The organism is Streptomyces sp. NPDC005566 (genome assembly GCF_040605575.1).
GTDB lineage: Bacteria > Actinomycetota > Actinomycetes > Streptomycetales > Streptomycetaceae > Streptomyces.
Genome location: NZ_JBEXDB010000010.1, coordinates 87,239 through 113,136, shown reverse-complemented (window position 1 = coordinate 113,136; position 25,898 = coordinate 87,239). Strand labels below are relative to the sequence as shown.

Sequence of the window (25,898 nt, the reverse complement as noted above, 5' to 3'; positions counted from 1 at the left end):
ACCGTCGCCGGCCCACTTGCGCCTGTTGGGCAGTCCCCCGCATCGGGTGGCCTGAGCAGCCCTTGGCGGCAAAGAGTTCGCGTGAAATTGCCGCGTGGCGGGGCCGGTTGGAGGAGATCGCAGGGGGAGATGTTCGCTCCGTCGGCGCGAGCCGGCCCGGCGCGGGGACTGGCAGCGGGAGGTGAGGGTGGTTTCGGACTCGACGCGGGTGAGCTTTTCGGAGTTGCGGACGTAGTAGAGGCCCGTGACGCGGGCGTTCTCCGCGCGGCAGGCCAGCACACCGTCGATCACGCCGTCCAGGCGCAGGATGATTCCGGGGTTGCCGTTGATCATCGTCGGTCGCGTCATCAGAGCCGGTCACGCGCTCGTGCAGGCGGATCCGTTCGACGAACTCGGGACGCGGATTGACCACGGTCACGGACACACCCTCGCGCCGCGCCAGACTGTTCGCCGCCGTCACGCCCCCTTACCCGCCACCGATCACGACTATCTCGACGTTCCCGTTCATCATGTCTCCCATGTGTTGTGGACTCGGCATTGAGACACCGGCCGCGCCTCCCCCGTAACAGCCCGCGGATGAGATGCAGCCCACATCGGACGCGTCGGGGACTGCCTCTCCGCCTCGAGCGGCGTGACGCGCCCCTGCCCTGGTCGGGCAGGGGCGGGGAGTCTCGTGGCAGCGGGGAGACGGACCCGGGAAACAGAGGTCCGGAGAACGGCTCGGCCGCCACCGCCGGAAGATCGAGCGGGTGAGGTCCGCCTCCCACAGGCGGCGCCGGCACTGCGGCTGGGGTTCTCGACTCCGTTGCCCATGGATTCCTCCGGGGGCCATCCGGTCGGCGACGTGACGGTCGCGGTTCCCAGCCCGGCCGACCTGCACTACGCACTCCGGCCGAGGCGCTCATGGCTACGGGTGATCCGTGGCCACGGTCGCGCCGTGATGGGCGCGGATGAGCGAGATCACGGTGTCGGCCGTCCGGTCGAGGTGGCTGCGGCCGTCAGGCAGCCGAGCCGTCGTGCTGATGTAGCTGTGCGGCCCGACGTGCGTGGCCGGGTCGAGTCGGTGCACGGTGATCTTTCCCGCACGGTCGGCCCGGTTCCATGCGCTGCCCCTGACCAGGCGCCAGCGCTGAGGGAAGATCCAGGTACCGACTCGCTCGATCCGGTCGCTCGCACTGGTCAGGCGGTGCAGGTGCTCGGCTCGGCCGAGGTCGTTGGCGCCGTTGTGGAACCCACCGAGGGTGATCAGCAGGAGCGGGCATCGCAGCCGGGTGTGCAGTTCGTCGACCGCGCCGCTTGCGACCTGGGCACCGCCGCTGTAGCTGAGCAGCACCACGGGAATGCCGCTGTCGGGCTGATAGCCCGCGAGCCGGAGCTGCGTGGAAATCTGGGATCCGACGGCCCGGTTGTACAAGGGGCGGTACCGCTGGTCGGCGGCGACGAAGATCTGCATGACATTGTGCAGGAACAGCAGCAGCTCGGTGCGGCGGCGCAGCCACGCCCACACCGGTCGCTCGGCAAGCGGGTCGGCGAGTGGCGAGTAGGGCTGTACCTGGCCCAGCACCCGCAGCTCCGGCGCTCCGGCGATCAACGCCTTGACCAGCTGGCCGCCGTCCCGGCTGTCGCGGACGCGGCGCTTGCCGATGCCGTCCAGGTAGACCAGGTAGGCATGCGGAGGACTGTCGGGCGCCGCTCCCCGCGCGTAGGGCACACCCGCCGGAAGTTGATCGACGGGCGCCCGCCAGCCGGCCCCGTAGGCCAGTACCTCGTAGCGGGCGAGCAGTGCTTCGGCGAGGAGAGCCGGCCCGATCGCGAAGACCCAGAGCAGGAAGGCATTCATGAGATCGGCCCCCGCGCCTCGGCCGCGCTGATCCTCACGACCAGACGCCGAACAGCCTCTACGGCGACACCGAGCCCGGCCCCGGCGACGGTCACGCAACCAGCGGCGCCCCACCAGCCCAGCTCCGTCGCCGCGGCGAGCGGACCCGCCAGTCCGGCTCCGACCCCCACAAAGAGCAACAGGTGGAGGAGGGGCCCGAGCAGGGGGAACGCAAGGACGGCAGCCAACACCAGCGGAGCGACCAGATCCGGTGTCCAGGCCAACCCGGCGCCCGTCGGTGCAGGGGACAGCACCAGCTCGGCCAGGGTCCACGCGGTCAGCGGCCACAACGCGAACACAGCGCCCTCGACGAGGCCGCCGGCACAGAGCAGCGCTGCCACCCGAGTCCGCGACATGCCGGGTCGGCGCACTGCCAGGGGCAGGATGCGCCCGGCGGCCTCCGACACTCCGGCGAACAGCAACAGGACGACGAGTGCCATGGCTCAGCCTCTCTGTGACGGATCGACAGGAGCCGGCCGACCGGCCGAGCCTGTTTCATACAGGTACCGTTCGAATGCGTCGGCGGCGCGCCGATACCCACCCGCCTCGTGCTGGGCAACCTGCAGTGTGGTGGCGGCTGCCCGGAACCGGGGGTCGTGGAGAAGGCGCCCGGCGAGGGCGGTTACGGATTCCTGGGTCACGTCCCCGGTCCTGATCGACAGGCCGGCGCCGAGCTCTGCGACGCGACGGGCCACCATCGGCTGGTCCGCGCCCTGTGGGACCACCAGCATCGGGACCCCGGCGTACATGGCCTCGTTGACGCTGTTCATCCCGCCGTGGGTGACGAACAGCGCCGCGCGGGCGAGCACCTCGGGTTGCGGAACGAAGCGGCGGGCGAGCACATTCGCGGGCAACGGACCCAGTGCGGCGGGATCGGTCTGCCCGGTGGAGACGATGACGGTGCCGCCCAGTGTCGCGAGCGCGGTGGCGAACGTACGCAGAAGCTGCGGGTCGGCGTTGAACACCGTGCCCAGCGACGCGTAGAGCACCGGGCCCCGGAGCCGATCCACCGGGAACGACGGGTCGACCGGACGGGCGCCGATGCTCGGTCCTACGAACCGGTAGGACCCGTCGAAATCTGCGGCGTCGGGCTGGAACTCCCGCGAGGTGTAGACGAGATTGAGCGGCTGGCGGATGTTCCCCAGGTCGAGCAGGGGCAGCCCACCCATGTCGTAGCGGCGGCGCAGCCCCCGGCGCGACCGCAGGTATCCCTGGACGCTGCCCGGTCGAGCCGCCGCTGCGGCCAGCAGCTCCCGCGAGCCTCGGGTGGGGCTGGGCACGTGCCGGTTGAAAGCGAACGTGGTGAACGACGACGCCGCCGGGACCTTGAGTTCGCGGGCGGCGACCGCGCCCCACAAACAGGCGTTGTCGTGCACGATCAGGGCGGGCCGGATGCGGCGCAGGTCGGTGAGCACCGCGGGCAGCAGGCGGGCGGCCGTGCTTGCAAGCCCCTCGATCAATGTGACCGGCGTCGGTGGATCGGGGAGCGGCTGGTCGCCCCCGGGGTAGAGGCACACCGTCGCGCCGACAGCCTCGATCTCCTCACGGAAGGCGGGCGAGGTGTGGTACGTGACGGAGTGGCCGCGCCGAACGAGCTCGGCGACCACCGGCAGCGTCGGGTTGACGCGTCCATGCATGGCGATGTTGAGAAACGCGATGGTACTCACAGGGCAACCTCCGATACTGAGGAACTCGATGCCTCGCCCGGGCCTGCCGACGCCTCCGTCGGAGGGCCGTCGAGCCGATACAGCCCTGGCCCACTGACGTGCAGCTCGTCGAGAAAGCGTCCGGCGGTACGGGAAGCGGTGCTGATCAGCCGCTGGGAGTGACCGAAGTCCCAAGGGGCGGGCCAGGCATCGATGCCGGTCGGCAGCACGACGGTCGGAATGCGACGCGCCACCTCCTGCACATCGCGCTCGATCTGATGGTGCATCAACAGCAGCCCTGCTCTGGCGGCGATCGCCCCGGCCCGCAGGCGCGGGACGGTCGGGCTCAACGGCGAGCACTCCGGCCCGGTCGCCAGCACCACCACGCTGGCCGCCCCGGCCTGCAGGGCCGCCAGAACGGGGACATAGGCGATCACTCCGCCGTCGACGAGCGTCCTGCCGTCCCGGTTCACCGGAGGCAGGATCCCGGGAACGGCCGCGCTGGCGAGCAGCGCTGACTCGAGGTTTCCGTGGTCGAGCAACGCCGGAGCACCGGTGCTCAGATCCATCGCCACGGCAGTGAACGGGACGGCCAGTTGCTCGATACGAGACGGCAGCCCGGAGTGGGCAATCAGTCGACGCAGGCCGCGATCGGTGAAGATGCCGGCCCGTGACGACGGCCAGCCGAGCGGATAGACCTCACGCCGACGCAACCGGGTCCATACGTGGTCCAGCCACGGCGCGGCACTCTCGGGGTGGGCGGCCGCGATGGCCCCGTTGAGGGCGCCCACCGAGGTACCGATGATCATGTCGGGGACAAATCCGCGCTGCTCCAACGCGCATCCGATACCGACATGCGCCGCTCCGAGCACGCCACCGGCGCCCACCACGACGGCGACGGGACGGGGAAGTGCGTGCAAGCCGGACGCCGCGGGCCCCTGGGGCGGCAGGCTCGGTGACAGGGGAGGCGCCCCTTGGTCGCTCGTCGGGGTTCGAGGCCACTCATGGCCACGACCACTCGTCGAGACGCTCCCACTGAAGCCGGAGCGGGCCCATGGGACCGGTCTCCGACCACAAGCAATCTTTCTGATCAACGTTCTCACCACAGCACGGAATCGAGTTTGCTTTCTCAGCCATGTCCGGGCGGCAGCCCGATCTGTGACACCAACCGCCGGATCCGTTCGGTGAAGGCGCCATTGATACGCGTGGAGATGCGCCGCGCCAGTCGGCCTCCGGGCGCATGGCGCCTCCCGAGATCCGCGGCTCCGGCTCCTGGACCACAAGGCTTCGAGGTCGAGGAGTTCGCCGCCGTCCCCGACGTGGAGCGAACTCGGCCTGAGTGGTCCACCGTGTCGACGAATGTGACCGTCCTGTCGAGCGGCGCCCGGCCCGTTCGGGTCTCACCCACCGTCACGTCTTCGAACCCGATCGACATCCCACAGAAGAGCATGAGCTCGTCCGGGGGCGTGAGGACCTCGGCGACGGTCCTGTGATACTTCGCCCACGCCATCTGCGCGCAACTGTGCAGCCCCTCGGCGCGGAGGAGCAGCATGACGGTCTGCAAGTACATGCCGACGTCAGCCCATTGGGGCCGGCCCAGGTCGCGGTCGATGTAGCAGAACAGGGCGGCGGGCGCGCCGAAGCATTCCCAGTTCGCGGTGGCGGCCCTCTGGCGCGCCTCCAGGTCGTCGCGGCCAACGCCGAGTGCGCCGTAGCGCTGCTCGCCGAAGGCGGATCGACGTTCGCGATACGGGGACTTCAGTGCGGGCGGGTACTGCTCGTACTCCGGCTCGTCCCAGTGGCCACCCGCCGAGACGCGCCTGCCGACGCGTTTCTTGAGTTCGGCCAGCGGCGCGCCCGTCAGCACGAAGGCACGCCACGGCTGGAGGTTCGACGCAGACGGCGCCCAGGCCGCGGCGGACAGCACGCGCTCGAGCACCTCCCTCGGGACGGGCCGGTCGGTGTATCCACGCACCGCCCGTCGGCTCGTGACCGCTTCATAGACGTCGACCATCGCCATCCCATCCACTCGACACATCAACCTTGGTTACACTCGCGATGGTATCATTCAATACAATCGCGCATGCAACCATCTCCGCTGCGCAGTCGGCCCTTGATTCCCCGCCCCGGGGACCACTCTTCGAAGGAAGCCCATGGCCACACTGCTGCACATCGACTCGTCCGCTTTTCCCGGCAAGGCGTCCTCCTCGCGTTCGGTCGCGGAAGCCTTCCGCAGCGCATGGGAGGAGCAGCACCTGGAGGGCACCGTGCTCTACCGCGACGTCGCCGCCACCCCTGTCCCGCACATCACCGCCGACGCTTTCACTGCCGGATTCACCGCCGCGTCCGCGCACACCCCGGAGCAGTCCGCCGCCTTCGCAGCGCGCGTGAGGCTCATCGAGGAGCTGGAGCAGGCGGACGCCGTCCTGATCGGCGCCCCGATGTACAACTATTCGATCCCGTCGACCCTCAAGGCGTGGCTGGACAACGTGATCCTGCCCGGCCGCACCGCGGGCGAGAAGCCCTCCGCCCAGGGCACCCCCGTCACCGTCGTCGCCAGCCGAGGAGGCTCCTACGCGCCGGGCACACCGAAGGAGAGCTGCGAGTACGTGCAGAACTATCTGGAGGCCGTCCTGGGGGGCATCCTGGGTCTGGACGTCGATTTCATCGTCCCGGAACTCACCATGGCCCCCCGGAACCCGGCCATGTCCGAACTGATGCCTCTCTATCGGGCCTCTCGCGAGCGCGCCTTCGAGGACGCGGCCACCAAGGCCAAGGATCTCGCGGAGCGCCTCGCCGCGTAGGCCCCGGGTATGGACGCCCCGTGGCGCCTCGATCCAGGGCGTCACGGAACGCCTTCCTCGACTGCGCCTCCCGGAAGGTGACGGTGGCGAATTACCCCTGGGGGACAGCGGCCGGGCGCCGAGGGCTACGGCCTGCGCAGCCCTGGCCGCGCATCGAGACGAAAGAGCTGCCCGCGAGCGCGAAAGGCACACCGCCGCTCACATGGGCTGCGCGGTGCGGGGACAGCTCGGCCCCCGGTACGAGCCACGACTGCCGCGGCAGCCAGGTCAGGCGTGTGGTTGCGAGGCCGCATCCCGAGGCCGGGTTCGCGGCGGCAGCCGCAAAGGCCGGCGACGCGCGCCCAAGGGGCAAAGGGCGCAGGGACGCGCTTACGCCTCACCGTCAGCGGGATAGGCAAAGCGGATCAGCAGGTCCTTCAGCTTCTCGGGCTCACCAGGATCCAGGTCGGAGATCATCCGCTCAGCCAGTGGCGCCGCCGCCACGTGAGCTGCATCGAAAAGCTCGACGCCCTGATCCGTGATCTCGACTGCCCTTGCCCGCCGGTCCCCCGGAACAGCCTTGCGTACCGCCAGCCCTCTACGCTCAAGATCGTCCACCACGCGCATGATGCCCGCCTTGTCCGTCCCCGTCTCCGCCGCCAGGTCCCGCTGCACCGTGGCGCCACGGTCGACCAGCACCATCAGCACGGCAAAATGCCGCAGCTCGACGCCGAGCGGCCGAAGCGCCTCAGCCATTACTGCGGCCGCGCGCCAGTGCGCCCGGCGCAGCAGCAGGCCGAGAGCGAATGGCGAGGCATCCCCCGGGCGGTCGGTCGCACGCGAGGCGGTGGTGTGATCAGAAGCGTCGGTGCCCATGAGGGCAGATTACCAGCCATCTTTTCAATCGATACGATATCGAACGACATTAGTTGATTGCGGCTACACCTCGCTCCGCGCCTCAAGGACCCGGCCAGGACCACACGCGCACGGCCCCGGCAACGGCCATCATCTGCAGTGGTCACACTTCGGCACGGTCGGCCAGGCCTCGCGCCGGCACGAGCGACGCGATGCATCGAGGGGGATCCGGTTGCCCTTGAGGGGTTACGGGCGGCGTGCCGGAACTCCGCGCGCGTGAGGGCGTGCGGAAACCAGGTCCTCTTCAGCCCAGACGACCTTGCCGTCCGGTATCGAGCGGGATCCCCATCGGCGGGACAGGTGGGCGACAAGGCTGAGCCCGCGGCCGTTCTCGTCGACGGTGCGCGCGCGACGCAGACGTGGGGAGCAGACGTCGGTATCGGACACTTCACAGGTCAGGACCTGATGCTGGATGAGACGCAGATGGATCGGACCGGTGCTGTAGCGGACTGCGTTCGTGACCAGTTCGCTGACGATGAGCTTCGTGGGGCCTTCGACCCCTTCCAAGCCCCATTCGGCCAGCTGGCCGGCCGCCACCTGCCGGGCCGAGCGGGCAGCAGTCCGATCGTTCGGCAATGTCCAGGAGGCGACGCGGTCCGGGCTGAGGGAACGAGTCCGGACGACGAGCAGGGTGACGTCGTCGGACGGCCCCCGACCCGGGAAGGTATCCATCGCCCGGCTGCACAGGTCCTCCAGGGATCGGCCCGGTTGCGCCAGAGCAGCCCCCAGACGGTTCATTCCCACATCGATGTCGTGATCACGGGACTCGATCAGGCCGTCGGTGTACAGGGCGATGAGGCTTCCCTCGGGCAGTTCGAGCTCCACGGACTCGAAGGGGACCCCCAACCCGGTGCCGAGCGGCGTGCCGCTGGGAAGATCGGCGAAGGTGACCCCGCCCTGCGGGTCGACGATCGCGGGCGGAGGGTGTCCGGCCGCTGCCATGGTGCACTTCCGCGTGACCGGATCGTAGACGGCGTAGACACACGTCGCACCCACTGCGGCGGAGCGCTGGTCCGGAACGTCGGCGTCCTCCTCCGCCAGTCGCTGCACCGTGTCATCGAGGTGGGCCAGCACCTCGTCGGGGGGCAGTTCCATGTCGGCAAGCGTGTGGACGGCGGTACGGAGCCTGCCCATGGTCGCGGCGGCGTTGATGCCGTGCCCCACCACATCACCGACGACGAGGGCCACCCTGGCGCCGGACAGTGGGATCACGTCGAACCAATCACCTCCGACGCCGCGGTCCATATCCGCGGGCAGGTAGCGCGAGGCCGCCTCGACCGCGACACCGCCCCTCAGACGGTGCGGGAGCAACTGCCGTTGAAGCGTAAGAGCCACGGAGTGTTCCCGCGCGTACTGGCGTCCGTTGTCCAACGACTCCGCGGCCCGGCTGACGAGTTCTTCGGCCAGGAGCCGGTCGACCTCTTGGAACGGCGCCGGGTTTCCGGTGCGAAGGAAGAAGGCCACCCCCAGCAGGGCCTGTCGCGCGCGGATGGGTACGACCATCAGAGAGTGCACGCCGCTCTCATGGATCTTCTGCGCCCTCACGGGGTCCCGGTCGATCCAGGTGCCTGGAGCGGTGTCCACGATCGGCTCCAGGTGGGACCTGCCGGTGTGCAGGGCGTCAGCGATGGGCGAAGCAGGCGGCATGGGGACCGGCTCACCGCGCACCCACGGCGACTCCGGGGCCCCTTCGTGGATCGAGGCCACCCCGGCCCGCCGGAAAGCGGACAGGCGTCGGCCCATCGGACCGACGCGGACCGGGGGCCCTTCGCCGAACGGGACCGGCTGCTCCAGGTCGACTGCTGCGTAGTCGGCGAACAGTGTCACGGCAATGTCAGCCAGTTCCTGGCTGGTCTGCATCAGGTCCAGAGTTCTGCCCAGGCGCATACCGGCCTGGCCGAGGGCGGCGAGGCGCTCGCGCAACCGCCGCCTCTCCGTGACATCGACGTCGATGGTGCACACTCCCAGCGCTCTGCCGTCGGCGTCCTGGAGGCAGGAGGACGAAGCGGCGAACGTGTGCTCGCGAAGCGGACCCGCCGCGGGCTTGGGCCGCCGGTACTCGTGGACCCTGGTGGTGCCGCTCTCCAGTACCTGCCGCATCACCGCCTCCAACGCATCGCGTTCGGCACCGGGCAGTACATCGGCAGAACGACGGCCGAGCCTTCGGTCGCGGGATATACCGTCGTGACTCTCCATCGCGTCGTTCACCCAGGCGCAACGCAGCTGCGGGTCACGAACAGAGATGCCGATCGGCGTGCGGATGAGAAGCGACTCCCGCGCGGATCCGTTCACCGCCTGGCCGACGGGCGTGCCCACGTCGCTCACGGACATGAGCCATCGGATCGATTCGTCCTGCCCCCGCAACATCGAGATCCGCAGGTCGACGTCAAGCATGCGACCGTTTCGGTGGCGGACCGCCGTCGCGCCCGGCCAGCCGTTCTGGGTACGGCACTGCTCGACGTACGCCGACATCGTCGGCGCTGCCTCGGAGCACGGCAGTACGAGTACAACAGACCGACCCATCACGTCCCCGGCCGAGTACCCGACAAGCCGCTCGGCGGCCTGCGTCCACGCGACCACCGTCCCCTGCTCGTCGACCATCGCGATCGCCGGCTCGGATGTCTCACGCGTCTTCGGATCTTTACGACCGAGTGTCACATCGTCAGTACTGGTCATGGGGAAACACTGCCCTCAGATAGGTGGGAGGGGACCGATACGGGCCACGAGCGGATGCACGGACGGCTGCGAGCCCAGGAACCACGGCAGGGTGGGCACTTGAGCGGCCCGTCAGCGTTCTCGATCCCCGCGGAGACGCAGTCACCGAACTGGCTGCCCTATGCCCCTTTTGGGTAATTGACCGGATGGGACTCTGCTGTGTGACACCGCGGCATCCGCAGCTGAGTTGGGGCCACCCGGGTGTTGTCCACTGCGAGGCGGGCTGATGCCCGGCAGGCTGCGGCGAGCCCGGCGACGGGGAGGCTCACCGACTCCGGGCTCGCGGGAATCTCGCAGGTGCCCTGCCACCGGGCGAGGAAGCCCCGCCGACCGGTGCGATCACTGGACGGGCTCGGCGCCCTGGGCGCGAATGAACTCAGGCGGACGGGCACTTGGTTGCCTCGCTCTGTGCCGGGGCGCCCGGTCGCATCGTGCAACCAGGCGCCCCTGCACAGAGCTCGGCGATCGGGCACGGCCCTCCTGCGCTCAAGCGGTGGCCCGCGCCGCCTCGTTGATCAGCCGTGCGACGTCTCCGGGGTGCGACACGCTCACCGCGTGAGAGGCGGTGACGGCGACAGACGTGGCCTCGGCCCGCTCGGCCATGAAGATCTGCGTCTGCAGCGGGATGTTCAGGTCCTCCGTAGCCACGAGAACCCAGGACGGGATCTCCTTCCATGCCGGGGCGGAGGCGCCTTCGGTCAGGGCGGCGTTGGTCACGGGACGCTGGGTGGCAGCCATGAGGGCCGCCGTTTCCTCTGGAACGTCGGCGGCGAACTGGTGGTGGAACTTGCCCATCTCGATATACAGGTCCGCGGTCTGACTGCCGTCGGGGAGCGTGAGAGGCACCGGGTGGAGCGCCTCACCGAGGCTGCTGCCGGGGAACCTGCCCGCGAGGTCCACCGCGCTCTCACCCTCGTCAGGCACGAACGCCGCGACGAAAACGAGCGCCTTGACGTTGTCGAGGCCCTTCGCGGCGTTGCTGATGACGGCGCCACCGTAGGAGTGCCCGGCGAGGACTACGGGGCCCTGGATCGAGGCCACGAGCTGCCTGACGTACTCGGCGTCGCTGGTGAGTCCGCGCAGCGGGTTGCCGGCGGCCACCACAGGGAAGTCGTGCGACTGGAGCTCCTCCACGACGCCGTTCCAGCTGGAGGAGTCCGCGAACGCGCCGTGTACGAGAACGACGGTCGGCTTCTGTTCACTCATGGTGATTCCTTTCAGAGACATGCATGCATACGCGCGCTGTCGGGCGTACGGGTGAGGCCTGAACCGTGCTCGCTACTTCAGCAGCGACATCGCACGAATAGGCCGATTCACCCTGTATGACCGAGCGGACCTCCTGGATGTGACACGCGACGGGAGCAAGGTGATGTCTCACAGCACCGCACGGAATTGAAGGGTGGTGGGCCGCCTCCACTCGTGACTCTCCGTCCGCCGGATGAGCGGCGCACCGTGCGGAATGCCCTCCGGTGCAGGGACGATCGCGGTGCTTTGTCCAGGAGCGACGCGCGGGAAACTGTTTCGCCCGTACGGCGGTTGGGGCCGTCGGCCGAACAGGCGATGGGGCGACCCACCGGATGTGGCGCCGCGGGAGGCCGACGCCCCTCTTCTCGGCGTGGTCGTCGTCGAGAGTGCATTCGTCGACCAGGTCTGCGACCGGGACGCTGAAACCGGGGTAGGCGCGCCACTCCCACACATTGCCGTGTGCGCCGCCGCACATGGCCGGTGCCCGGGGGCACCCGGAGCGGCCCGCACCGTGGGGCGAAGGCCCGAGGGAGACGTACGTCACTGCACGTCGCTGTCACGGCTCGCCGGGTGATCCGGTCAGTTCGGTGTAACTGTCTCTACACCGAGGAGATCCCACCATGGAATCGCGCATCAACTACTTCGGCAATGCTCTCGCCGGCAAGGTCATGAAGCACCTCAACTCGGCCAACAAGGTGGTTGCCGATTCGACCCTGCCGATCGTGACCCAGGAACTGGTGAAGATCCGCGCCAGCCAGATCAACGGCTGCGGCTTCTGCACCGACATGCACACCAAGGACGCCATCGCCGCAGGTGAGCTGCAGCAGCGTCTGAACCTGGTGGCGGTCTGGCGCGAGGCCAAGGTCTTCACCGATGCAGAGCGGGCGGCCCTGGAGATAGCCGAGCAGGGCACCCGCATCGCGGACGCCGCGGGCGGTGTCACGGACGACGTCTGGGCGAATGCCGCCAAGTACTTCGACGAGGACCAGCTCGCTGCGCTGATCTCACTGCTCGCGATCATCAACGCCTACAACCGCATCAACGTGATCAACCAGCAGCCCGGCGGGGACTACAAGCCCGGCATGTTCGGCTGAGACGAACCGGCGTCGCCGGACACCCACCGTCCGTCTCCTCCGTGGCCTGGGCCAACGACGGGGAGACGGACTCCCGGTGTCCAAATGCGCCGAAGCGGACCGTGCCACTGGGCAGGCCTCCTTGATGCCGTCGTGCGAAACGCGGGACGCCGCCTCCTGGCGGCTCCGCCTGCCCCGCCGTCACACCACGACGGGGCACAACCTCTGGTCGGAGACCCTGTGAGTGGCTCCGCGCCGCAGCGGCGTGCCGCCCACAACGGTTGTAAAATTGGCTTGGCCCGAAGGGGGCACCATGCACGCTGCGGATGACACCGACTCGCTCGAAAGAGCGACCGAGGATTTCCTCGCGGCGCGTCCGCGGTTGTTCGGCGTCGCCTATCGCGTGCTCGGCAGTTCCGCGGATGCCGAGGACATCCTCCAGGAAGCCTGGCTGCGGTGGCAGAACACCGACCGTGAGGACATCATCGAGCCGCGGGCCTTCCTGACGACAGTGACCACCAGGCTGGCGATCAACCTGGCGCAGTCCGCCCGGATGCGGCGGGAGTCGTACGTGGGACCGTGGCTGCCCGAGCCGGTCGACACCAGCCGGGACCCGAACGTCGGCGCGGAACGCGCCGAGGCGGTGGAGATGGCGGTCCTGCTCGTCCTCGGGAAACTGAACCCGGTGGAGCGGGCCGCATACGTGCTGCGGGAGGCGTTCGACTACCCCTACCCGCAGATCGCCGAAATCCTGGATACGAGTGAGGTCAACACTCGCCAGTTGGTGAGCCGGTCGCGCAAGCATCTGGCCGCCGAACGCAAGGAGCAGCCGGTCGGCCGGGCCGAGCACCGGCGACTGCTGCAGGTCTTCCTCAGCGCGGCGCAGACCGGTGATCTCGCCACGCTCGAGCACGTCCTTTCCGAGGATGTCGTCAGTTACTCCGACGGGGGCGGCATCCGGGGCGCGTCGAAGATCCCGGTCGTGGGGCGTCAACACGTCGCTCGGTACCTCAAGGCATTCGCGCCACAGTTCTGGCCCGGGGCGGAAGTCAGCTGGGTCGAGGCCAACGGCCTGCCCGCCGTCCTGGTCACCTCCGACGGCAGCGCGGTGGCGCTGCTGTCCGTCGACGCGTCGAACCGCGGCCTCGAGCGGATCATGTGGATGATGAACCCGGTCAAGCTGGAGCCCTACGTGACGTCGCTGGCCGCCTGAAGCCCCTCACTCCGACCGGCACCCGATCCGTCCGCATGCGGCGACGCCTCTCTCGACGGTATGTCCCGCCCCTGTGGGCCGTGCGGACGGTGCGCAGTGGCAGCGCTCGCCGCCGGCCACCGGCTCCCTCCCGCGCCGCCTGACGACTCCTGGGGCGGCTCGGAGCAAGCGTGCGTGGACGGGGCAATGCTCGGGCAGAGGCCTCCACCCACGGAGGGCTGCGCGGTGTGACCGGCCTCCCCCTCGCCACCTCACCGGCGTCCGCGAGGGCCCACACCCGACGTGGCGCCGTGCCGGCGCTTCACCGGTGACCCCGGCGCCGAGTCCCGCCGCGGGGAAGGCGGGCGACCCCAGATGCCTGACTGCCTCATCGGGGGCAGGGCGCACAGGGAGGATGGGCGCGGCGGCGATGGCGCACCGCCCCGCCGTCCTCAGCTCTGCCGCCGGGTCAGCGGACCGTTCGGGCAGCGTCCTCGATGATCTCGGTGACCTTGTCGGGGTGGGAGACGCTCGCAGCGTGCGAGGCCTTCACCTCGACTGTATGGGCCCCTGCCCGCTCGGCCATGAAGGTCTGGGCCTTCAACGGAATATTGCGGTCCTGGGTAGCCACCAGGTCCCAGGACGGGATGGTCTTCCAGGCCGGTTCCGAGGAGCCTTCCGCCAAGGCCGCCTCGGTCACGGGACGCTGGGTGGCCGCCATGAGGTCGGTGGTGTTGCGTGGGGCGTCCGCCGCGAACTGATGACGGAACTTCTCCTCCTGGATGTACAGGTCGGTGCCCCGTGTGCCGTCGGGGTTGGTCACCGGGGCGGGGCGCAGGGCCTTGCCGAGGGTGCTGCCGGGGAACTTGCCCGCCAGGTCCAGCGCGCTCTCGCCCTTGTCCGGGACGAAAGCAGCAATGTAGACAAGCGCCTTGACGTTCTCGTTGCCGGTCGCGGCATTGCTGATGACCGCGCCGCCGTAAGAGTGTCCGGCGAGGACGATCGGGCCCTTGATGCCTGCCAGCACGTCCTTGAGGTAGGCGGAGTCGCTGCTCAGGCCGCGCAGCGGGTTGGCCGCGGCCATGACCGGATAGCCCTCGTGCTTGAGCTTCTTGATGACGTCGTTCCAGCTGGTGGAGTCGGCAAACGCTCCGTGGACGAGCACGACGGTGGGCTTGGGATGCGAGGCCGAGCCCGTGACGGCGCTCGCCGGGGCGATCGAGGTGGCTGTGAGAGCGGCGGCGAGGCCACCCGTGGCCAGGAGGGCGAGCGGGGTGCGGGAACGGCGGATGACGGTGCGCTTGTTCATGACCTTGCCTTTCGAGGTGGTGGAGTCGGCCCGGCCCGAGGACGGATCGACAACGACGCGTCGCAGCGTTCGCCCACTGCTTCGGTGGGGTGGCCAGGACCCGGTACCCGGAGGTGACCGGTCGTCGTGGCCGCTGCGCGTCGCGAAAGAGCCGAGGCAATGCCCCTCGACCCAGGCGCGTCCAGGTGGACGAGCCCTAAGAGGACGTGCCTGCAGTTCTGTTGTGCAGGCGGACGGACCGCCGAGGGGCGAGAGCCATGGCATCCCTGGGCTGCTGAAACGGGGTAGTCATGGCGCGCTCCTTGCACAGCGGACGTGCACGCTGCCTCACCCTTCATGACAGACAACCCGTGGCAGGTGTGACACGTAGCGAGGAGAAGCTTCTTCTCGAGCCGCCGTGTGACGGCCTCCTCGCGCGTGACTCCTGTGCGCCCGGCGGGGCCGGTCGCGCTCCTGCCGCAGCATCGCGGCCGCACACGCACCATCCCGCGGCGGGCCGATGGCGCGACGCGGGCACCGTAGGGCAGATGCGCGGGGCGGGTGCGACGATGGTGGGAGGCGAGGTGGCGCGGTGGGAGCGGGCGCACCGAGCGGATGGGCAGGGACGCCTGACCAGGCGCGGGAGTCATTGGCCCGGTGTCACAAACAGCGAGATCCGCCGGTCGTACTCGGAGACGAACCAAGCGATCGGAGCGAACGTGGCTATCACCGAACGACGACTGTCCACCATGGTCCTGGTGATCGGAACGGGCGGAGCGGGACTTCGGGCGGCGATCGAGCTGGCCGAGGCGGGCATGGACGTCCTCGCCGTCGGCAAGCGCCCCAAGGAGGACGCCCACACGGCCCTCGCGGCAGGGGGTATCAATGCGGCCCTGGCCACCATGGATCCCGAGGACAGCTGGCAACAGCACGCAGCGGACACTCTCAAGGAGAGTTACCTGCTCGCCGACCCCCGCACCACCGAAATCGTCACCCAGGGCGCCGCCCTTGGGATCGACGACCTGGAGCGCTACGGCATGGCCTTCGCACGGGAGGGGGACGGCCGTATCTCCCAGCGTTTCTTCGGTGCGCACAAGTTCCGGCGCACCGCCTTCGCCGGTGACTACACGGGTCTGGAAATCCAGCGCACGCTCGTCAGGCGGGCGAGCCAGTTGACCATCCCCATGCTCGACAGCGTCTACATCACCCGACTGCTGGTGCACGACGGTGCGGTGTTCGGGGCCTACGGCTTCGATCTCAACGACGGGACGCGCTACCTCATCCACGCCGACGCCGTCATTCTCGCGGCCGGCGGTCATACCCGCATCTGGCGACGCACCTCCTCACGGCGCGACGAGAACACCGGAGACTCCTTCCGGCTGGCAGTGGAGGCCGGCGCGCGTCTGCGCGACCCCGAGCTGGTGCAGTTCCACCCCTCGGGAATCATCGAGCCCGAGAACGCAGCAGGCACCCTGGTCAGCGAGGCGGCCCGCGGGGAGGGAGGCATCCTGCGCAATGCGCTCGGCGAGCGGTTCATGGTGCGCTACGACCCCGAGCGCATGGAACTGTCCACGCGTGACCGCGTTGCCCTCGCCTCCTACACAGAGATCAAGGAAGGTCGCGGCACGCCCAAGGGCGGTGTCTGGCTCGACGTGTCCCACCTGCCACGGCGGACGATCATGAACCGTCTGCCAAGGGTCTACCAGACGCTTCTGGACCTGCAGATGCTGGACATCACTCGCGATCCGATCGAGATCGCGCCGACCGCGCACTACTCGATGGGCGGAGTGTGGGTCAGGCCCGAGGACCACAGGACCGACGTGCGCGGCCTCTACGCCATCGGCGAGGCCTCCAGCGGCCTGCACGGCGCCAACCGCCTCGGCGGCAACAGCCTCATCGAGCTGCTGGTGTTCGGCCGCATCACGGGGCAGGCGGCAGCCGCCTACTCCCAGGGGCTGACGGCACAGGCGCGCTCGGCCGCAGCGGTGGACGAGGCCCGCCTCGAAATCGACGGCCTGCTCGCCGCGGACGGCCCGCAGAACGTCCGTGCCCTGCAACGCGCCATCCGCAACACCATGACCGAGCACGCCGGCGTCGTCCGCCACGAGGAAGGACTGCGCGCCGGTCTGGCGGAGCTCGCCGAGATCGGCCGGCGCATGGAGGACGTCGGGGTCCACCCCGACATCGCCGGCTTCCAGGATCTCGCGCACGCCTTCGACCTCAAGTCCGCCGCCCTCGCCGCCCGAGCCACGCTCGAAGCGGCGATCGAACGCAGAGAGACCCGCGGCTGCCACAACCGCAGCGACTACCCGGACATGGATCCCGCGCTCCAGGTCAACCTCGTCTGGTCCCCGACGACGGGAATCACCCACGAGAGAATCGCTCCCGTTCCGGACGAGTTGTCGGCTCTGATGGAAGACGTATCGACCGAAGGGAAGCTCGCGGAGTAACCGTAGCGTTCGGTGAACTACGGGAGGACGAACCGAACAGTCCGCCCTCCGAGAAGGGGCCGGGGTGACCGTTTGTTCAGGAGAGCCAGTCGGTGTAGTGAGTGGGAGCGAGGCGGGCACTGCGGTCGGTGAGGACATCTCCCGGGACAGCAGCGAACATGCCGGAAGCGTCGTCGTCGGTGATGACGGAGCGCGCATCACCCTTGGCGGTGAGAGTGAGCCGACCCAGTTCGTCGAGGGGGTAGATGTCAGGTCCTGCGATCTTGAGGACGCGGTTCAGAGGGTCCCCCGCGGCGACCTCGCTGACGACCGCCGCGACGTCTGCGGCCGCAATGGGCTGAATGGGCGTGCGGGGAAGGCGGATGGTGTCGCCCTCGGCCGACGAGGAGAGCACGGCATCCATGAATTCCATGAACTGCGTGGCTCGCACGATGGAGAACGGAATGGGCCCTGCCTTGAGGAGCTCTTCCTGCAGCGTCTTCGCCCGGTAGTAGTCCATGTCAGGCACTTGGTCCACGCCGACGATCGAGAGGATGACGAAGTGCCGGACGTTCGCTTTGTCACTGGCCGCGAGGAGGTTGTCCATGGAGGTACGGAAGAAGTCGATCGAGGCGGCGTCGAAGGTGGGGGAGTTCGCCACGTTCACGACGGCGTCGGCGCTCCCGACGGCTTCGTCCAGACCCTCACCGGTGATGATGTCCACTCCCGTCGACGGGGAGTGCGGCGTCGCCTGGTGTCCTTCAGCGTTCAGGTTCTTCACGACCTTCGACCCGATCAGGCCGGTTCCTCCGATGACAGCGATCTTCATCTCTCCACCTCTCCTGTCCATACCCCGTTCGGCTTCACATGAGCGCGGCAACCTCGCACAGGACACCGGGGACCGCGTGCTCATGGCAGAGCGACCCCGCCCTCCGGCGAGGCGGCGGGTGCACCTCCTGCGACGGGGCTCCACCTCCAGGAAGCACGTCCCCCGGCGGGCTCGCAACTCCGCCCGACGACTGACGCCCCGCCCATGTGACGAACACATCGACCGGCCGGTCACTGGTCGAGTCGAGTCACGGCATCTCACACCACTGCGCGCCTGTCCTCAATCGCCAGGCCCTCCCCTCGAACTGATCCCGAAGCCGCTCGAGCAGGGCCCGTGCTCACCACCGACAGGAACGGCGCAATCAACTTCCGTCGCTCCTCAGTGAGTTGTCCGCGTGTCCGATCCTGCCGACCGGATCCGTCCTCCACGCAGACCGGGACCGGCACAATTGATCAGGACATCGCACAGGCCCCGGGGCGCTCCCGGCCCATAACTCCTCCGTGCTTCTTCCGTTGAGCAGGCACGAGGCCGGACACCGCCGTCCCGACGGCGCCCCGGTTCTCCCGTCCGGCCACCGACAAGCGGAACGGACTGCGGGGGCACACCGTGGAAGCAGTACATCCGAGCCGGATCGGAGAGGTAATGGAGAGCACGGACGACGACGGACTGCGGTGCCTGGTGACCGGCGCGACGGGATACATCGGGGGCCGCCTCGTGCCCGAGCTCCTGGACGCGGGCCACACGGTCCGGTGTCTGGCGCGAAGCCCGGAGAAGCTGCGGGACTACCCGTGGGCGGGTGAGGTGGAGGTGTCCAAGGGCGATGTGACCGACGCGGAGTCCGTCGCAGCCGCCATGCGGGGCATCGAGGTCGCCTACTACCTGGTGCACGCCCTGAGCAGCGGGGCGGGGTTCGAGGAGACGGACCGGAAGGCTGCCCGGATCTTCGGTGAGCAGGCGCGCGCCGCGGGCGTCCGGCGCATCGTGTACCTGGGCGGGCTCACCCCGGCCGACGTTCCCGCGGAGGAGTTGTCGCCGCACCTGCGTTCGCGGGCCGAGGTCGGCCGCATCCTGCTCGACTCAGGTGTTCCGACCACCGCGCTGCGTGCCGCTGTCATCATCGGCGCGGGTTCCGCCTCCTTCGAGATGCTGCGGTACCTCACCGAGCGACTGCCCGTGATGGTCACACCGAGCTGGGTGTCGACCCGGATCCAGCCGATCGGGGTCCGGGACGTGCTGCGCTACCTCGTCGGCAGCGCGCGCATGCCCTCCGAAGTGAACCGCACCTTCGACATCTGCGGGCCCGACGTCATGACGTACCGGGCGATGATGGAGAAGTACGCCGAGGTGGCCGGACTGCCGCACCGGCTGATCCTTCCCGTCCCGATGCTGACGCCGCGCCTGTCCAGTCACTGGATCGGGCTCGTCACCCCGGTGCCCGCCTCCATCGCACGTCCGCTGGCGGAGTCCTTGCGGTACGAGGTCGTGGGCCACGAGCACGACATCGCCGACCACGTGCCGGACGGCGCCGGGCAGCCCTTCTCCTTCGCCACGGCTCTCGGCCTGGCCCTGCAGAGGGTTCGCGAGGCCAGGGTGACGACCCGGTGGTCCTCCGCGTCCACCCCGGGCATCCCCAGCGACCCGCTGCCCACCGACCCCGACTGGGCGGGCGGCAGTCTGTACACGGATGTGCGGGAGCACGACGTGGACGCCTCACCCGAGGCGCTCTGGCGGGTCGTCGAGGGAATCGGCGGTGACAACGGCTGGTACTCCTTCCCCCTGGCCTGGGCGGTGCGGGGATGGCTGGACCGGCTGACGGGCGGCGTGGGACTGCGCCGGGGCCGGCGGGACGCCCAACGGCTCCGCGTAGGGGACTCGCTGGACTTCTGGCGGGTGGAGGAGATCGAACCCGGCCGCCTGCTGCGGCTGCGCGCCGAGATGCGGCTGCCCGGTCTGGCCTGGCTGGAGATGTACGTGGAGGAGGGCGAGGGCGGCCGGTCCCACTACAGGCAACGGGCCATCTTCCACCCGACCGGGCTGCTGGGACATGCGTACTGGTGGAGCGTGTCGCCGTTCCACGCGATCGTCTTCGGTGGCATGTCGCGCAATATCGCGCGGGCGGCGGGCAAGGGCGGTGGGTCGCGGTGAGCGTATCGGTGGTCCTGTTCACGTCCGACCTGCGTCTCCACGACCATCCGCCCCTGCACGCGGCCCTCGCGTCGGCCGACGAGGTGCTTCCGCTGTTCGTCCTGGACGAGGGCATCGAGAACGCCGGGTTCGGCGTCCCGAACCGGCGTGCGTTCCTCGCCGACTGTCTCCTGGACCTGGACGAAGGGCTCCGCGGCCGGGGCGGACGGCTGGTGATCCGTTCCGGCGAGCCTGCTGAGGAGGTCTGCCGGATCGTCACGGAGACGGGTGCGCGCGACGTTCACGTCGCGGCGGGCATCAGCTCGTACGCGCACCGCCGCGAGGAGCGGCTGCGGACGGCGCTCGGATCCCAGGGCTGCCGGCTGCACGTCCATGACGCGGTGATCACTGCGGTGGCGCCGGGCGCGGTGGTTCCCTCCGGCGGGGGCAGGGACCACTTCGCGGTCTTCACGCCGTACTTCCGCCGCTGGTCCGACGAGCAGGTACGGTCCCCCTTCGGGGCGCCGCGGACCGTGCGCGTTCCGGAGGGTCCCGCGTCCGAGGCGGTGCCCTCGCGTGCCGGCCTCACAGGGGTCTCGGCGGGACTGGCGGAGGGCGGGGAGAGCGAGGGCCGCCGGCGGTTCTCCGGGTGGTGCCGTCACGGACTCGCAGAGTACGAGACGCAGCACGACGATCTCGCGGGCGACGGCACCTCACGGCTCTCCCCGCACCTGCACTTCGGCACGCTCTCCCCCACCGAGCTGGTTCACCGGGCCCGTTCGGCGGGCGGTCCGGGCGCGGATGCCTTCGTACGTCAGTTGTGCTGGCGGGACTTCCACCACCAGGTCCTGGCCGCCCGGCCCTCCGCTGCCCGCTCCGACTACCGTTCGCAGCACGACCGTTGGCGCACCGAGCGGTCGGCCGGGGAGGAGATCGCCGCCTGGCAGGAAGGCCGCACCGGCTATCCGGTGGTCGATGCAGCGATGCGCCAGCTGCGCCACGAGGGCTGGATGCACAACCGTGGGCGGCTGCTGACCGCGAGTTTCCTCGTCAAGACGCTGTACGTGGACTGGCGGATCGGCGCGCGCCATTTCCTGGATCTGCTGGTGGACGGGGACATCGCCAACAACCAGCTCAACTGGCAGTGGATGGCGGGAACGGGCACGGACAGCCGGCCCAACCGGGTGCTGAACCCGGTGCTGCAGGCCAAACGGTACGACCCGGACGGCGCGTACGTTCGCCGCTGGCTGCCCGAGCTCGTGGGGATCGACGGCGGTGCCGTCCACGAGCCGTGGAAACTGCGGGCTGCGGAGCGCGCCCGGTACGACTACCCGGAGCCGGTCGTCGACCTGGCCGAGGGGCTGGCCCGGTTCAGGGATGCCCGCGGACTCGACTGAGGGCCGGCCCCGTTCAGATGCCCGCGGACTCGCCTGAGGGCTGACCCGGTTCAGTCGCCCGCGGACTCGGCCGAGGCTGCCCGTCACGGACCTGCGGGTCAGCCCTCGGGGCGTCTCAGACCTTGCGCCAGCGGGCGTTGGCCCAGGAGAAGGCCCCGAATGCGGCCAGGCCGAGCGCGACCAGTACGAGCAGCCAGGGGCCCGCCGGGGTCTCGGTGAAGGAGCGCAGGGTGTCGTCCATGCCCTTGGCCCGGCCCGGTTCGTGCCGGACGGCCGCGGCGATCGCGAACCCGCCGGCCGTCGCGAAGACGATGCCGCGGACCGCTCCGCCGAACACGCCGGTGACATCGACGGCCTGACGGACCTTCTTCGTCATTTCGGACATCTTCAGGTGCTTGTGGTACTTACGGGTCACAGCCCGGAAGGCGATCCAGAGGCCCGCTCCGACGACGACGGCGCCCGCGATCCCGACGATCCACTGGCCGCCCGTCCATTCCAGGGCCTTCGCCGTGACGTCGTCGGTCTGCCGGTCGCTCGATCCACTGCCGCTGCCCTGGTCACCGGCGGCGTAGGAGAGCACGGAGTACGACACGAAGCCGTAGAAGAGGAAGCGGGCGGCAGCCATGGCGCGCTTGCCCGGCTTGTCACCGTCGGGGCCCGCCTGCCCGAAGAGCGCCTCGGACAGGCGCCAGAGGGCCATCCCGGCCAGCGCCACGCCGAGCGCCCAGAGCAGGACGATCCCGAAGGGCTTCTCCGCTATCTCGGCGACGGCGCCACCTCGGTCGGCCTGTTTCCCGCCGCTGTCGGAGAACGCGATGCGCAGCGCGAGCAGTCCGACCAGGAGGTAGATCGCCCCGCGCGCGACGAACCCCGCGCGGGCGCCCGCGGCGACGGCCTTGCTGTTCGCGGCTCTTCTGGCAGTACGACGTCCGTCCGCCGACAACGCGTTTGTATTCATGAACTGCCGGTTGCCCCCGAAGCAGCGATCAATGCCCGCCCGCCGCTACGGACCCGCCCTACTCCTCCGCAGCCGCCTCCACCTGCCCCTTTGCACGCCTGCCCACGACGGCGGCGGCTCCCAGTGCGCTGCCGGCGAAGGCGAGGGCAAGCGTCCAGGGCCGGTCGAGCACGTGGTGGGTGGCGTGGTCCAGGGAGTAGCGTCCGGCGCCGGTCAAGCCGATCGCAGCGGCGGTGAAGCCGAGGAACGCCGGGTACTCGTAGCCGCCTCCCATCGCGAAGAAGCCCGCAGGGGCGTGGACGGCGACAGCACCGGCCATCGTGCCGGCAGCCGCGGCCCCGGCAGCCGGGGTGGCGAGACCGAGGGCCAGCAGGACCCCGCCGCCGGCCTCGCCGAGGCCGGCGGCCACGGCGCTGTACTTGGGCGGGTGGAAGCCCATGGCCTCCATTCCCGCGGTGGTGCCCTCGATACCGCCTCCGCCGAACCAGCCGGCCAGTTTCTGGCTGCCGTGGGCGGCCAGCACGGCTCCCGTACCGACCCTGAGTATGAGAAGTCCGAGGTCACGCCGGTTGATGCAGGTCATGGGAGTCTCCCGTCGACGCGGAACGAGCGGAGGAACGAAACCGTACGAATCCACTGTCGTCGGGTCCGGGCGGCAAGGTGCGGCAGTGCTGGGCCGTTCGGGATCCGCTTGTGCGGGGACTGCGCTCCGGGAGTCGCGGAGTGCGACGTACGTCATTGTGCAACTAGTTGCACAATGACGTTCCCCTCGTCTACAACTGGCACGACGACACTGTGCGAGGAGACCCGGATGAGCCCGTACCCCCACCTGCTGAGCCCGCTCGACCTCGGATTCACCACCCTGCCCAACCGGGTGCTGATGGGGTCGATGCACATCGGCCTGGAGGAGGTCGAGCGCGGTTTCGAGCGGATGGCGGCCTTCTACGCGGCCCGTGCACGCGGCGGAGTGGGCCTCATGGTCACCGGCGGGATCGCGCCCAGCGCCCGCGCCTGCTCCTTCCCCGGTGGCGCCAAGATGACGAACGAGGCCGAGGCGGCGCAGCACGCGGAGGTCACCGCGGCCGTGCACGCGGCGGGCGGCCGGATAGCGATGCAGATCCTGCACTTCGGGCGCTACGCACACCACCCGGACCTGGTCGCACCGAGCGCTCTCAAGGCGCCGATCAGCGGGTTCACCCCGCACGCGCTGACCGACGACGAGGTCGAGGAGACCATCGAGGACTTCGTGCGGGCCGCGGAGCTGGCACAGCGCGCGGGCTACGACGGCGTCGAGATCATGGGCTCCGAGGGCTATCTGATCAACGAGTTCATCGTGGCCGCCACCAACCACCGCGAGGACCGCTGGGGCGGCAGCTACGAGAACCGCATCCGGTTCCCCGTCGAGATCGTGCGCCGGGTACGCGAGCGGGTCGGCACCGACTTCATCCTCATCTACCGGCTCTCCATGCTGGACCTGGTGCCCGGCGGCTCCACCCTGGAGGAGGTCGTCCAGCTAGCCCGGGAGATCGAGGCGGCCGGCGCGACGATCATCAACACCGGCATCGGCTGGCACGAGGCCCGCATCCCCACCATCGCGACGTCCGTGCCGCGCGGGGCCTTCACCTGGGTGACCGAGAAGGTGCGCGGTGCCGTCTCCGTACCGCTGGTGACCAGCAACCGCATCAACACACCCGAGCTGGCCGAGGAGATCCTCGCCTCGGGCCGGGCGGACATGGTGTCCATGGCGCGGCCGTTCCTCGCCGACCCGGACTTCGTCGCCAAGGCGGCCGAGGGGCGTGCCGACGCGATCAACACCTGCATCGGCTGCAACCAGGCATGTCTGGACCACATCTTCAGCCTGCAGATCACCTCCTGCCTGGTCAATCCGCGCGCCTGCCACGAGACCGAGCTGGTGCTCTCGCCGACCCGTACCCGCAAGCGCGTCGCCGTGGTCGGCGCAGGTCCCGCCGGTCTGGCGTGTGCGGTCACATCCGCCGAGCGCGGGCACGCGGTGACACTGTTCGACGCGGCCGACGAGATCGGCGGCCAGCTCAACGTGGCGCGCCGGGTGCCCGGCAAGGAGGAGTTCAACGAGACGCTGCGCTACTTCCGTACCCGTCTCGCCGAGGAGGGCGTCGAACTCCGGCTCGCCACGCGTGCCACATCCGCCGAGCTCGACGGTTACGACGAGATCGTCCTGGCGACCGGGGTCGAGCCCCGCTCCCCCGCGATCCCCGGCGTCGAGCACCCGAGTGTCGTCAGCTACCTGGACGTCCTGCGCGACGGGGCGCCGGTCGGCGACCGGGTCGCGGTCGTCGGGGCGGGCGGCATCGGCTTCGACGTCGCCGAGTTCCTCACCGACGGCGGTGACGAGGCGAGCCTGGACCCGGCGGTGTTCTTCCGGCAGTGGGGCGTGGACACCGACTACGCGGACCGCGGCGGGCTGCGCGCCCCCGAGCGTCCGAAGTCGCCCCGCACCGTGCATCTGATCCAGCGCAAGGCGAGCAAGGTCGGGGCCGGACTCGGCAAGACGACCGGCTGGATCCACCGCACCGAACTGCGCCACCGCGGTGTCACGATGATCGCGGGCGCCTCGTACGACCTCATCGACGACGAGGGCCTGCACCTCACCGTCGACGGCGAGCAGCACCTCCTCCCGGTCGACACCGTGGTCCTGTGCGCGGGCCAGGAACCGCGTCGCGAGCTGTACGAGGAGCTGCGTGCCGCAGGCCGCCCGGTGCATCTGATCGGCGGCGCCGATGTGGCTGCCGAACTGGACGCCAAGCGCGCGATCCGTCAGGGCACGGAGCTCGCCGCAGCCCTGTGACGGCTCCGCTCCACCCCTCCTTAGGATGCACTCCATGTCCCTCCCGCACGCGATCCTCACCGCCCTGCTCGAGAAGCCGTCGTCGGGGCTGGAGCTGACCCGCAGGTTCGACCGGTCGATCGGGTATTTCTGGCCGTCGACGCATCAGCAGATCTATCGCGAGCTGGGGAAACTGGAGCAGGCGGGGCACATCCGGGTCCTGCCGTCGCCGCAGCCGGCCCGCGGGCAGAAGAAGGAGTACGAGGTCCTGCCCGCGGGCCGCGACGAGCTCACGGCCTGGGTGGCGGTGTCCGAGGATCCGCGCCCGGTCCGCGATCCGCTGCTGCTGAGGATGCGGGCGGCAGCGGTGGTCGGGGCCCCGGGGCTGGCCGGCGAGCTGCGCCGGCATCTCGCCCTGCACGAGCGGCAACTGCAGGAGTACGTGGACATCGAGGAGCGGGACTTCCCGCCGGAGCGGACCGCGGACGAGGACACCCTGCGGCATCTGGTGCTGCGCGGGGGCATCGATCTGGAGACCTTCTGGACCGGCTGGCTCACCAGGGCGATCGGCGATCTGGAACGGCTCGGGGCGGACGAGGGCCCGGCTGCCTGAAGCCGG

19 protein-coding genes and 2 pseudogenes are annotated in these 25,898 nt (G+C 69.7%); 8 read left to right on the top strand and 13 right to left on the bottom strand.

Features of this window, described 5'->3' with window-relative positions:
• Positions 1 to 174: 174 nt before the first annotated feature.
• The 6 genes and pseudogenes from ABZS61_RS17925 to ABZS61_RS17900 all read right to left on the bottom strand — a co-directional run.
• A pseudogene (locus ABZS61_RS17925) lies at positions 175 to 336 on the bottom strand (RNA polymerase subunit sigma-24); the annotation flags it as partial.
• A 571-nt stretch (positions 337 to 907) separates the two neighbouring features.
• Positions 908 to 1,840: a hypothetical protein gene (locus ABZS61_RS17920; RefSeq protein ID WP_356421399.1), complete on the bottom strand. Its 933-nt coding sequence runs from the start codon at positions 1,838 to 1,840 to the stop codon at positions 908 to 910.
• A complete protein-coding gene (locus tag ABZS61_RS17915; RefSeq protein WP_356421396.1) occupies positions 1,837 to 2,319 on the bottom strand; it encodes a hypothetical protein in 483 nt (160 codons plus the stop codon). Before ABZS61_RS17915 ends, ABZS61_RS17920 begins: the two co-directional genes overlap by 4 nt.
• Positions 2,320 to 2,322: 3 nt before the next feature.
• Positions 2,323 to 3,546: a macrolide family glycosyltransferase gene (locus tag ABZS61_RS17910; RefSeq protein ID WP_356421393.1), complete on the bottom strand. Its 1,224-nt coding sequence runs from the start codon at positions 3,544 to 3,546 to the stop codon at positions 2,323 to 2,325.
• Positions 3,543 to 4,445 carry a patatin-like phospholipase family protein gene (locus tag ABZS61_RS17905; protein WP_356421390.1) on the bottom strand — a complete coding sequence of 301 codons (903 nt, stop codon included), beginning with the start codon at positions 4,443 to 4,445 and terminating at the stop codon, positions 3,543 to 3,545. The genes ABZS61_RS17910 and ABZS61_RS17905 overlap by 4 nt, the downstream gene beginning before the upstream one ends.
• Before the next feature lie 431 nt (positions 4,446 to 4,876).
• Positions 4,877 to 5,539, bottom strand: a pseudogene (locus tag ABZS61_RS17900) (nitroreductase); the annotation flags it as partial.
• 139 nt (positions 5,540 to 5,678) lie between these two features.
• On the opposite strand from ABZS61_RS17900, the gene ABZS61_RS17895 reads away from it, so the two are divergent.
• Complete coding sequence (locus ABZS61_RS17895) at positions 5,679 to 6,329, top strand: NAD(P)H-dependent oxidoreductase (RefSeq protein ID WP_356421387.1); 651 nt, start codon at positions 5,679 to 5,681, stop codon at positions 6,327 to 6,329.
• Positions 6,330 to 6,698: 369 nt separating this feature from the next.
• Here the strand turns inward: ABZS61_RS17895 and ABZS61_RS17890 are convergent, their stop codons facing one another.
• The 3 genes from ABZS61_RS17890 to ABZS61_RS17880 form a co-directional block, all read right to left on the bottom strand.
• A complete protein-coding gene (locus ABZS61_RS17890) occupies positions 6,699 to 7,184 on the bottom strand; it encodes a MarR family transcriptional regulator (RefSeq protein WP_356421384.1) in 486 nt (161 codons plus the stop codon).
• Between the two features lie 225 nt (positions 7,185 to 7,409).
• Positions 7,410 to 9,899, bottom strand: a complete 2,490-nt coding sequence (locus ABZS61_RS17885) for a SpoIIE family protein phosphatase (RefSeq protein ID WP_356421381.1) — start codon at positions 9,897 to 9,899, stop codon at positions 7,410 to 7,412.
• A 525-nt stretch (positions 9,900 to 10,424) separates the two neighbouring features.
• Positions 10,425 to 11,144, bottom strand: a complete 720-nt coding sequence (locus ABZS61_RS17880; RefSeq protein WP_356421378.1) for an alpha/beta hydrolase — start codon at positions 11,142 to 11,144, stop codon at positions 10,425 to 10,427.
• Between the two features lie 659 nt (positions 11,145 to 11,803).
• Between ABZS61_RS17880 and ABZS61_RS17875 the strand changes: the two genes are divergently transcribed.
• Positions 11,804 to 12,277 carry a carboxymuconolactone decarboxylase family protein gene (locus tag ABZS61_RS17875; protein ID WP_356421375.1) on the top strand — a complete coding sequence of 158 codons (474 nt, stop codon included), beginning with the start codon at positions 11,804 to 11,806 and terminating at the stop codon, positions 12,275 to 12,277.
• A 292-nt stretch (positions 12,278 to 12,569) separates the two neighbouring features.
• Positions 12,570 to 13,469: an RNA polymerase sigma-70 factor gene (locus ABZS61_RS17870; protein ID WP_356421372.1), complete on the top strand. Its 900-nt coding sequence runs from the start codon at positions 12,570 to 12,572 to the stop codon at positions 13,467 to 13,469.
• Between the two features lie 448 nt (positions 13,470 to 13,917).
• Here ABZS61_RS17870 and ABZS61_RS17865 read toward each other — a convergent pair whose 3' ends face one another.
• Positions 13,918 to 14,757 carry an alpha/beta hydrolase gene (locus ABZS61_RS17865; protein WP_356421369.1) on the bottom strand — a complete coding sequence of 280 codons (840 nt, stop codon included), beginning with the start codon at positions 14,755 to 14,757 and terminating at the stop codon, positions 13,918 to 13,920.
• Positions 14,758 to 15,485: 728 nt separating this feature from the next.
• Here ABZS61_RS17865 and ABZS61_RS17860 point away from each other — a divergent pair.
• Positions 15,486 to 17,186 carry an FAD-binding protein gene (locus ABZS61_RS17860; RefSeq protein WP_356421813.1) on the top strand — a complete coding sequence of 567 codons (1,701 nt, stop codon included), beginning with the start codon at positions 15,486 to 15,488 and terminating at the stop codon, positions 17,184 to 17,186.
• Positions 17,187 to 17,262: 76 nt separating this feature from the next.
• On the opposite strand, the gene ABZS61_RS17855 is transcribed toward ABZS61_RS17860, so the two are convergent.
• Positions 17,263 to 17,994 carry an NAD(P)H-binding protein gene (locus tag ABZS61_RS17855; protein ID WP_356421366.1) on the bottom strand — a complete coding sequence of 244 codons (732 nt, stop codon included), beginning with the start codon at positions 17,992 to 17,994 and terminating at the stop codon, positions 17,263 to 17,265.
• 642 nt (positions 17,995 to 18,636) lie between these two features.
• Between ABZS61_RS17855 and ABZS61_RS17850 the strand changes: the two genes are divergently transcribed.
• Both ABZS61_RS17850 and ABZS61_RS17845 read left to right on the top strand, forming a co-directional pair.
• The gene (locus ABZS61_RS17850; RefSeq protein WP_356421363.1) at positions 18,637 to 20,139 is read left to right on the top strand and encodes an SDR family oxidoreductase; all 1,503 of its coding nucleotides are present in this window, start codon (positions 18,637 to 18,639) and stop codon (positions 20,137 to 20,139) included.
• Positions 20,136 to 21,515 (top strand): deoxyribodipyrimidine photo-lyase, encoded by a 1,380-nt coding sequence (locus ABZS61_RS17845; RefSeq protein WP_356421360.1) that lies wholly within the window; start codon positions 20,136 to 20,138, stop codon positions 21,513 to 21,515. The genes ABZS61_RS17850 and ABZS61_RS17845 overlap by 4 nt, the downstream gene beginning before the upstream one ends.
• A gap of 115 nt (positions 21,516 to 21,630) precedes the next feature.
• Here ABZS61_RS17845 and ABZS61_RS17840 read toward each other — a convergent pair whose 3' ends face one another.
• On the bottom strand, positions 21,631 to 22,473 hold the full coding sequence (locus tag ABZS61_RS17840; RefSeq protein ID WP_356421357.1) for a DUF1206 domain-containing protein: 843 nt from the start codon (positions 22,471 to 22,473) through the stop codon (positions 21,631 to 21,633).
• A gap of 58 nt (positions 22,474 to 22,531) precedes the next feature.
• Entirely contained in the window at positions 22,532 to 23,056 is a 525-nt protein-coding gene (locus ABZS61_RS17835) for a DoxX family membrane protein (protein WP_356421354.1), read from the bottom strand.
• Positions 23,057 to 23,284: 228 nt separating this feature from the next.
• Here ABZS61_RS17835 and ABZS61_RS17830 point away from each other — a divergent pair, with 228 nt between their 5' ends.
• Both ABZS61_RS17830 and ABZS61_RS17825 read left to right on the top strand, forming a co-directional pair.
• Positions 23,285 to 25,300, top strand: a complete 2,016-nt coding sequence (locus ABZS61_RS17830) for an NADPH-dependent 2,4-dienoyl-CoA reductase (RefSeq protein WP_356421351.1) — start codon at positions 23,285 to 23,287, stop codon at positions 25,298 to 25,300.
• 34 nt (positions 25,301 to 25,334) lie between these two features.
• The gene (locus ABZS61_RS17825; RefSeq protein WP_356421348.1) at positions 25,335 to 25,892 is read left to right on the top strand and encodes a helix-turn-helix transcriptional regulator; all 558 of its coding nucleotides are present in this window, start codon (positions 25,335 to 25,337) and stop codon (positions 25,890 to 25,892) included.
• The last annotated feature ends 6 nt before the right edge of the window (positions 25,893 to 25,898 follow it).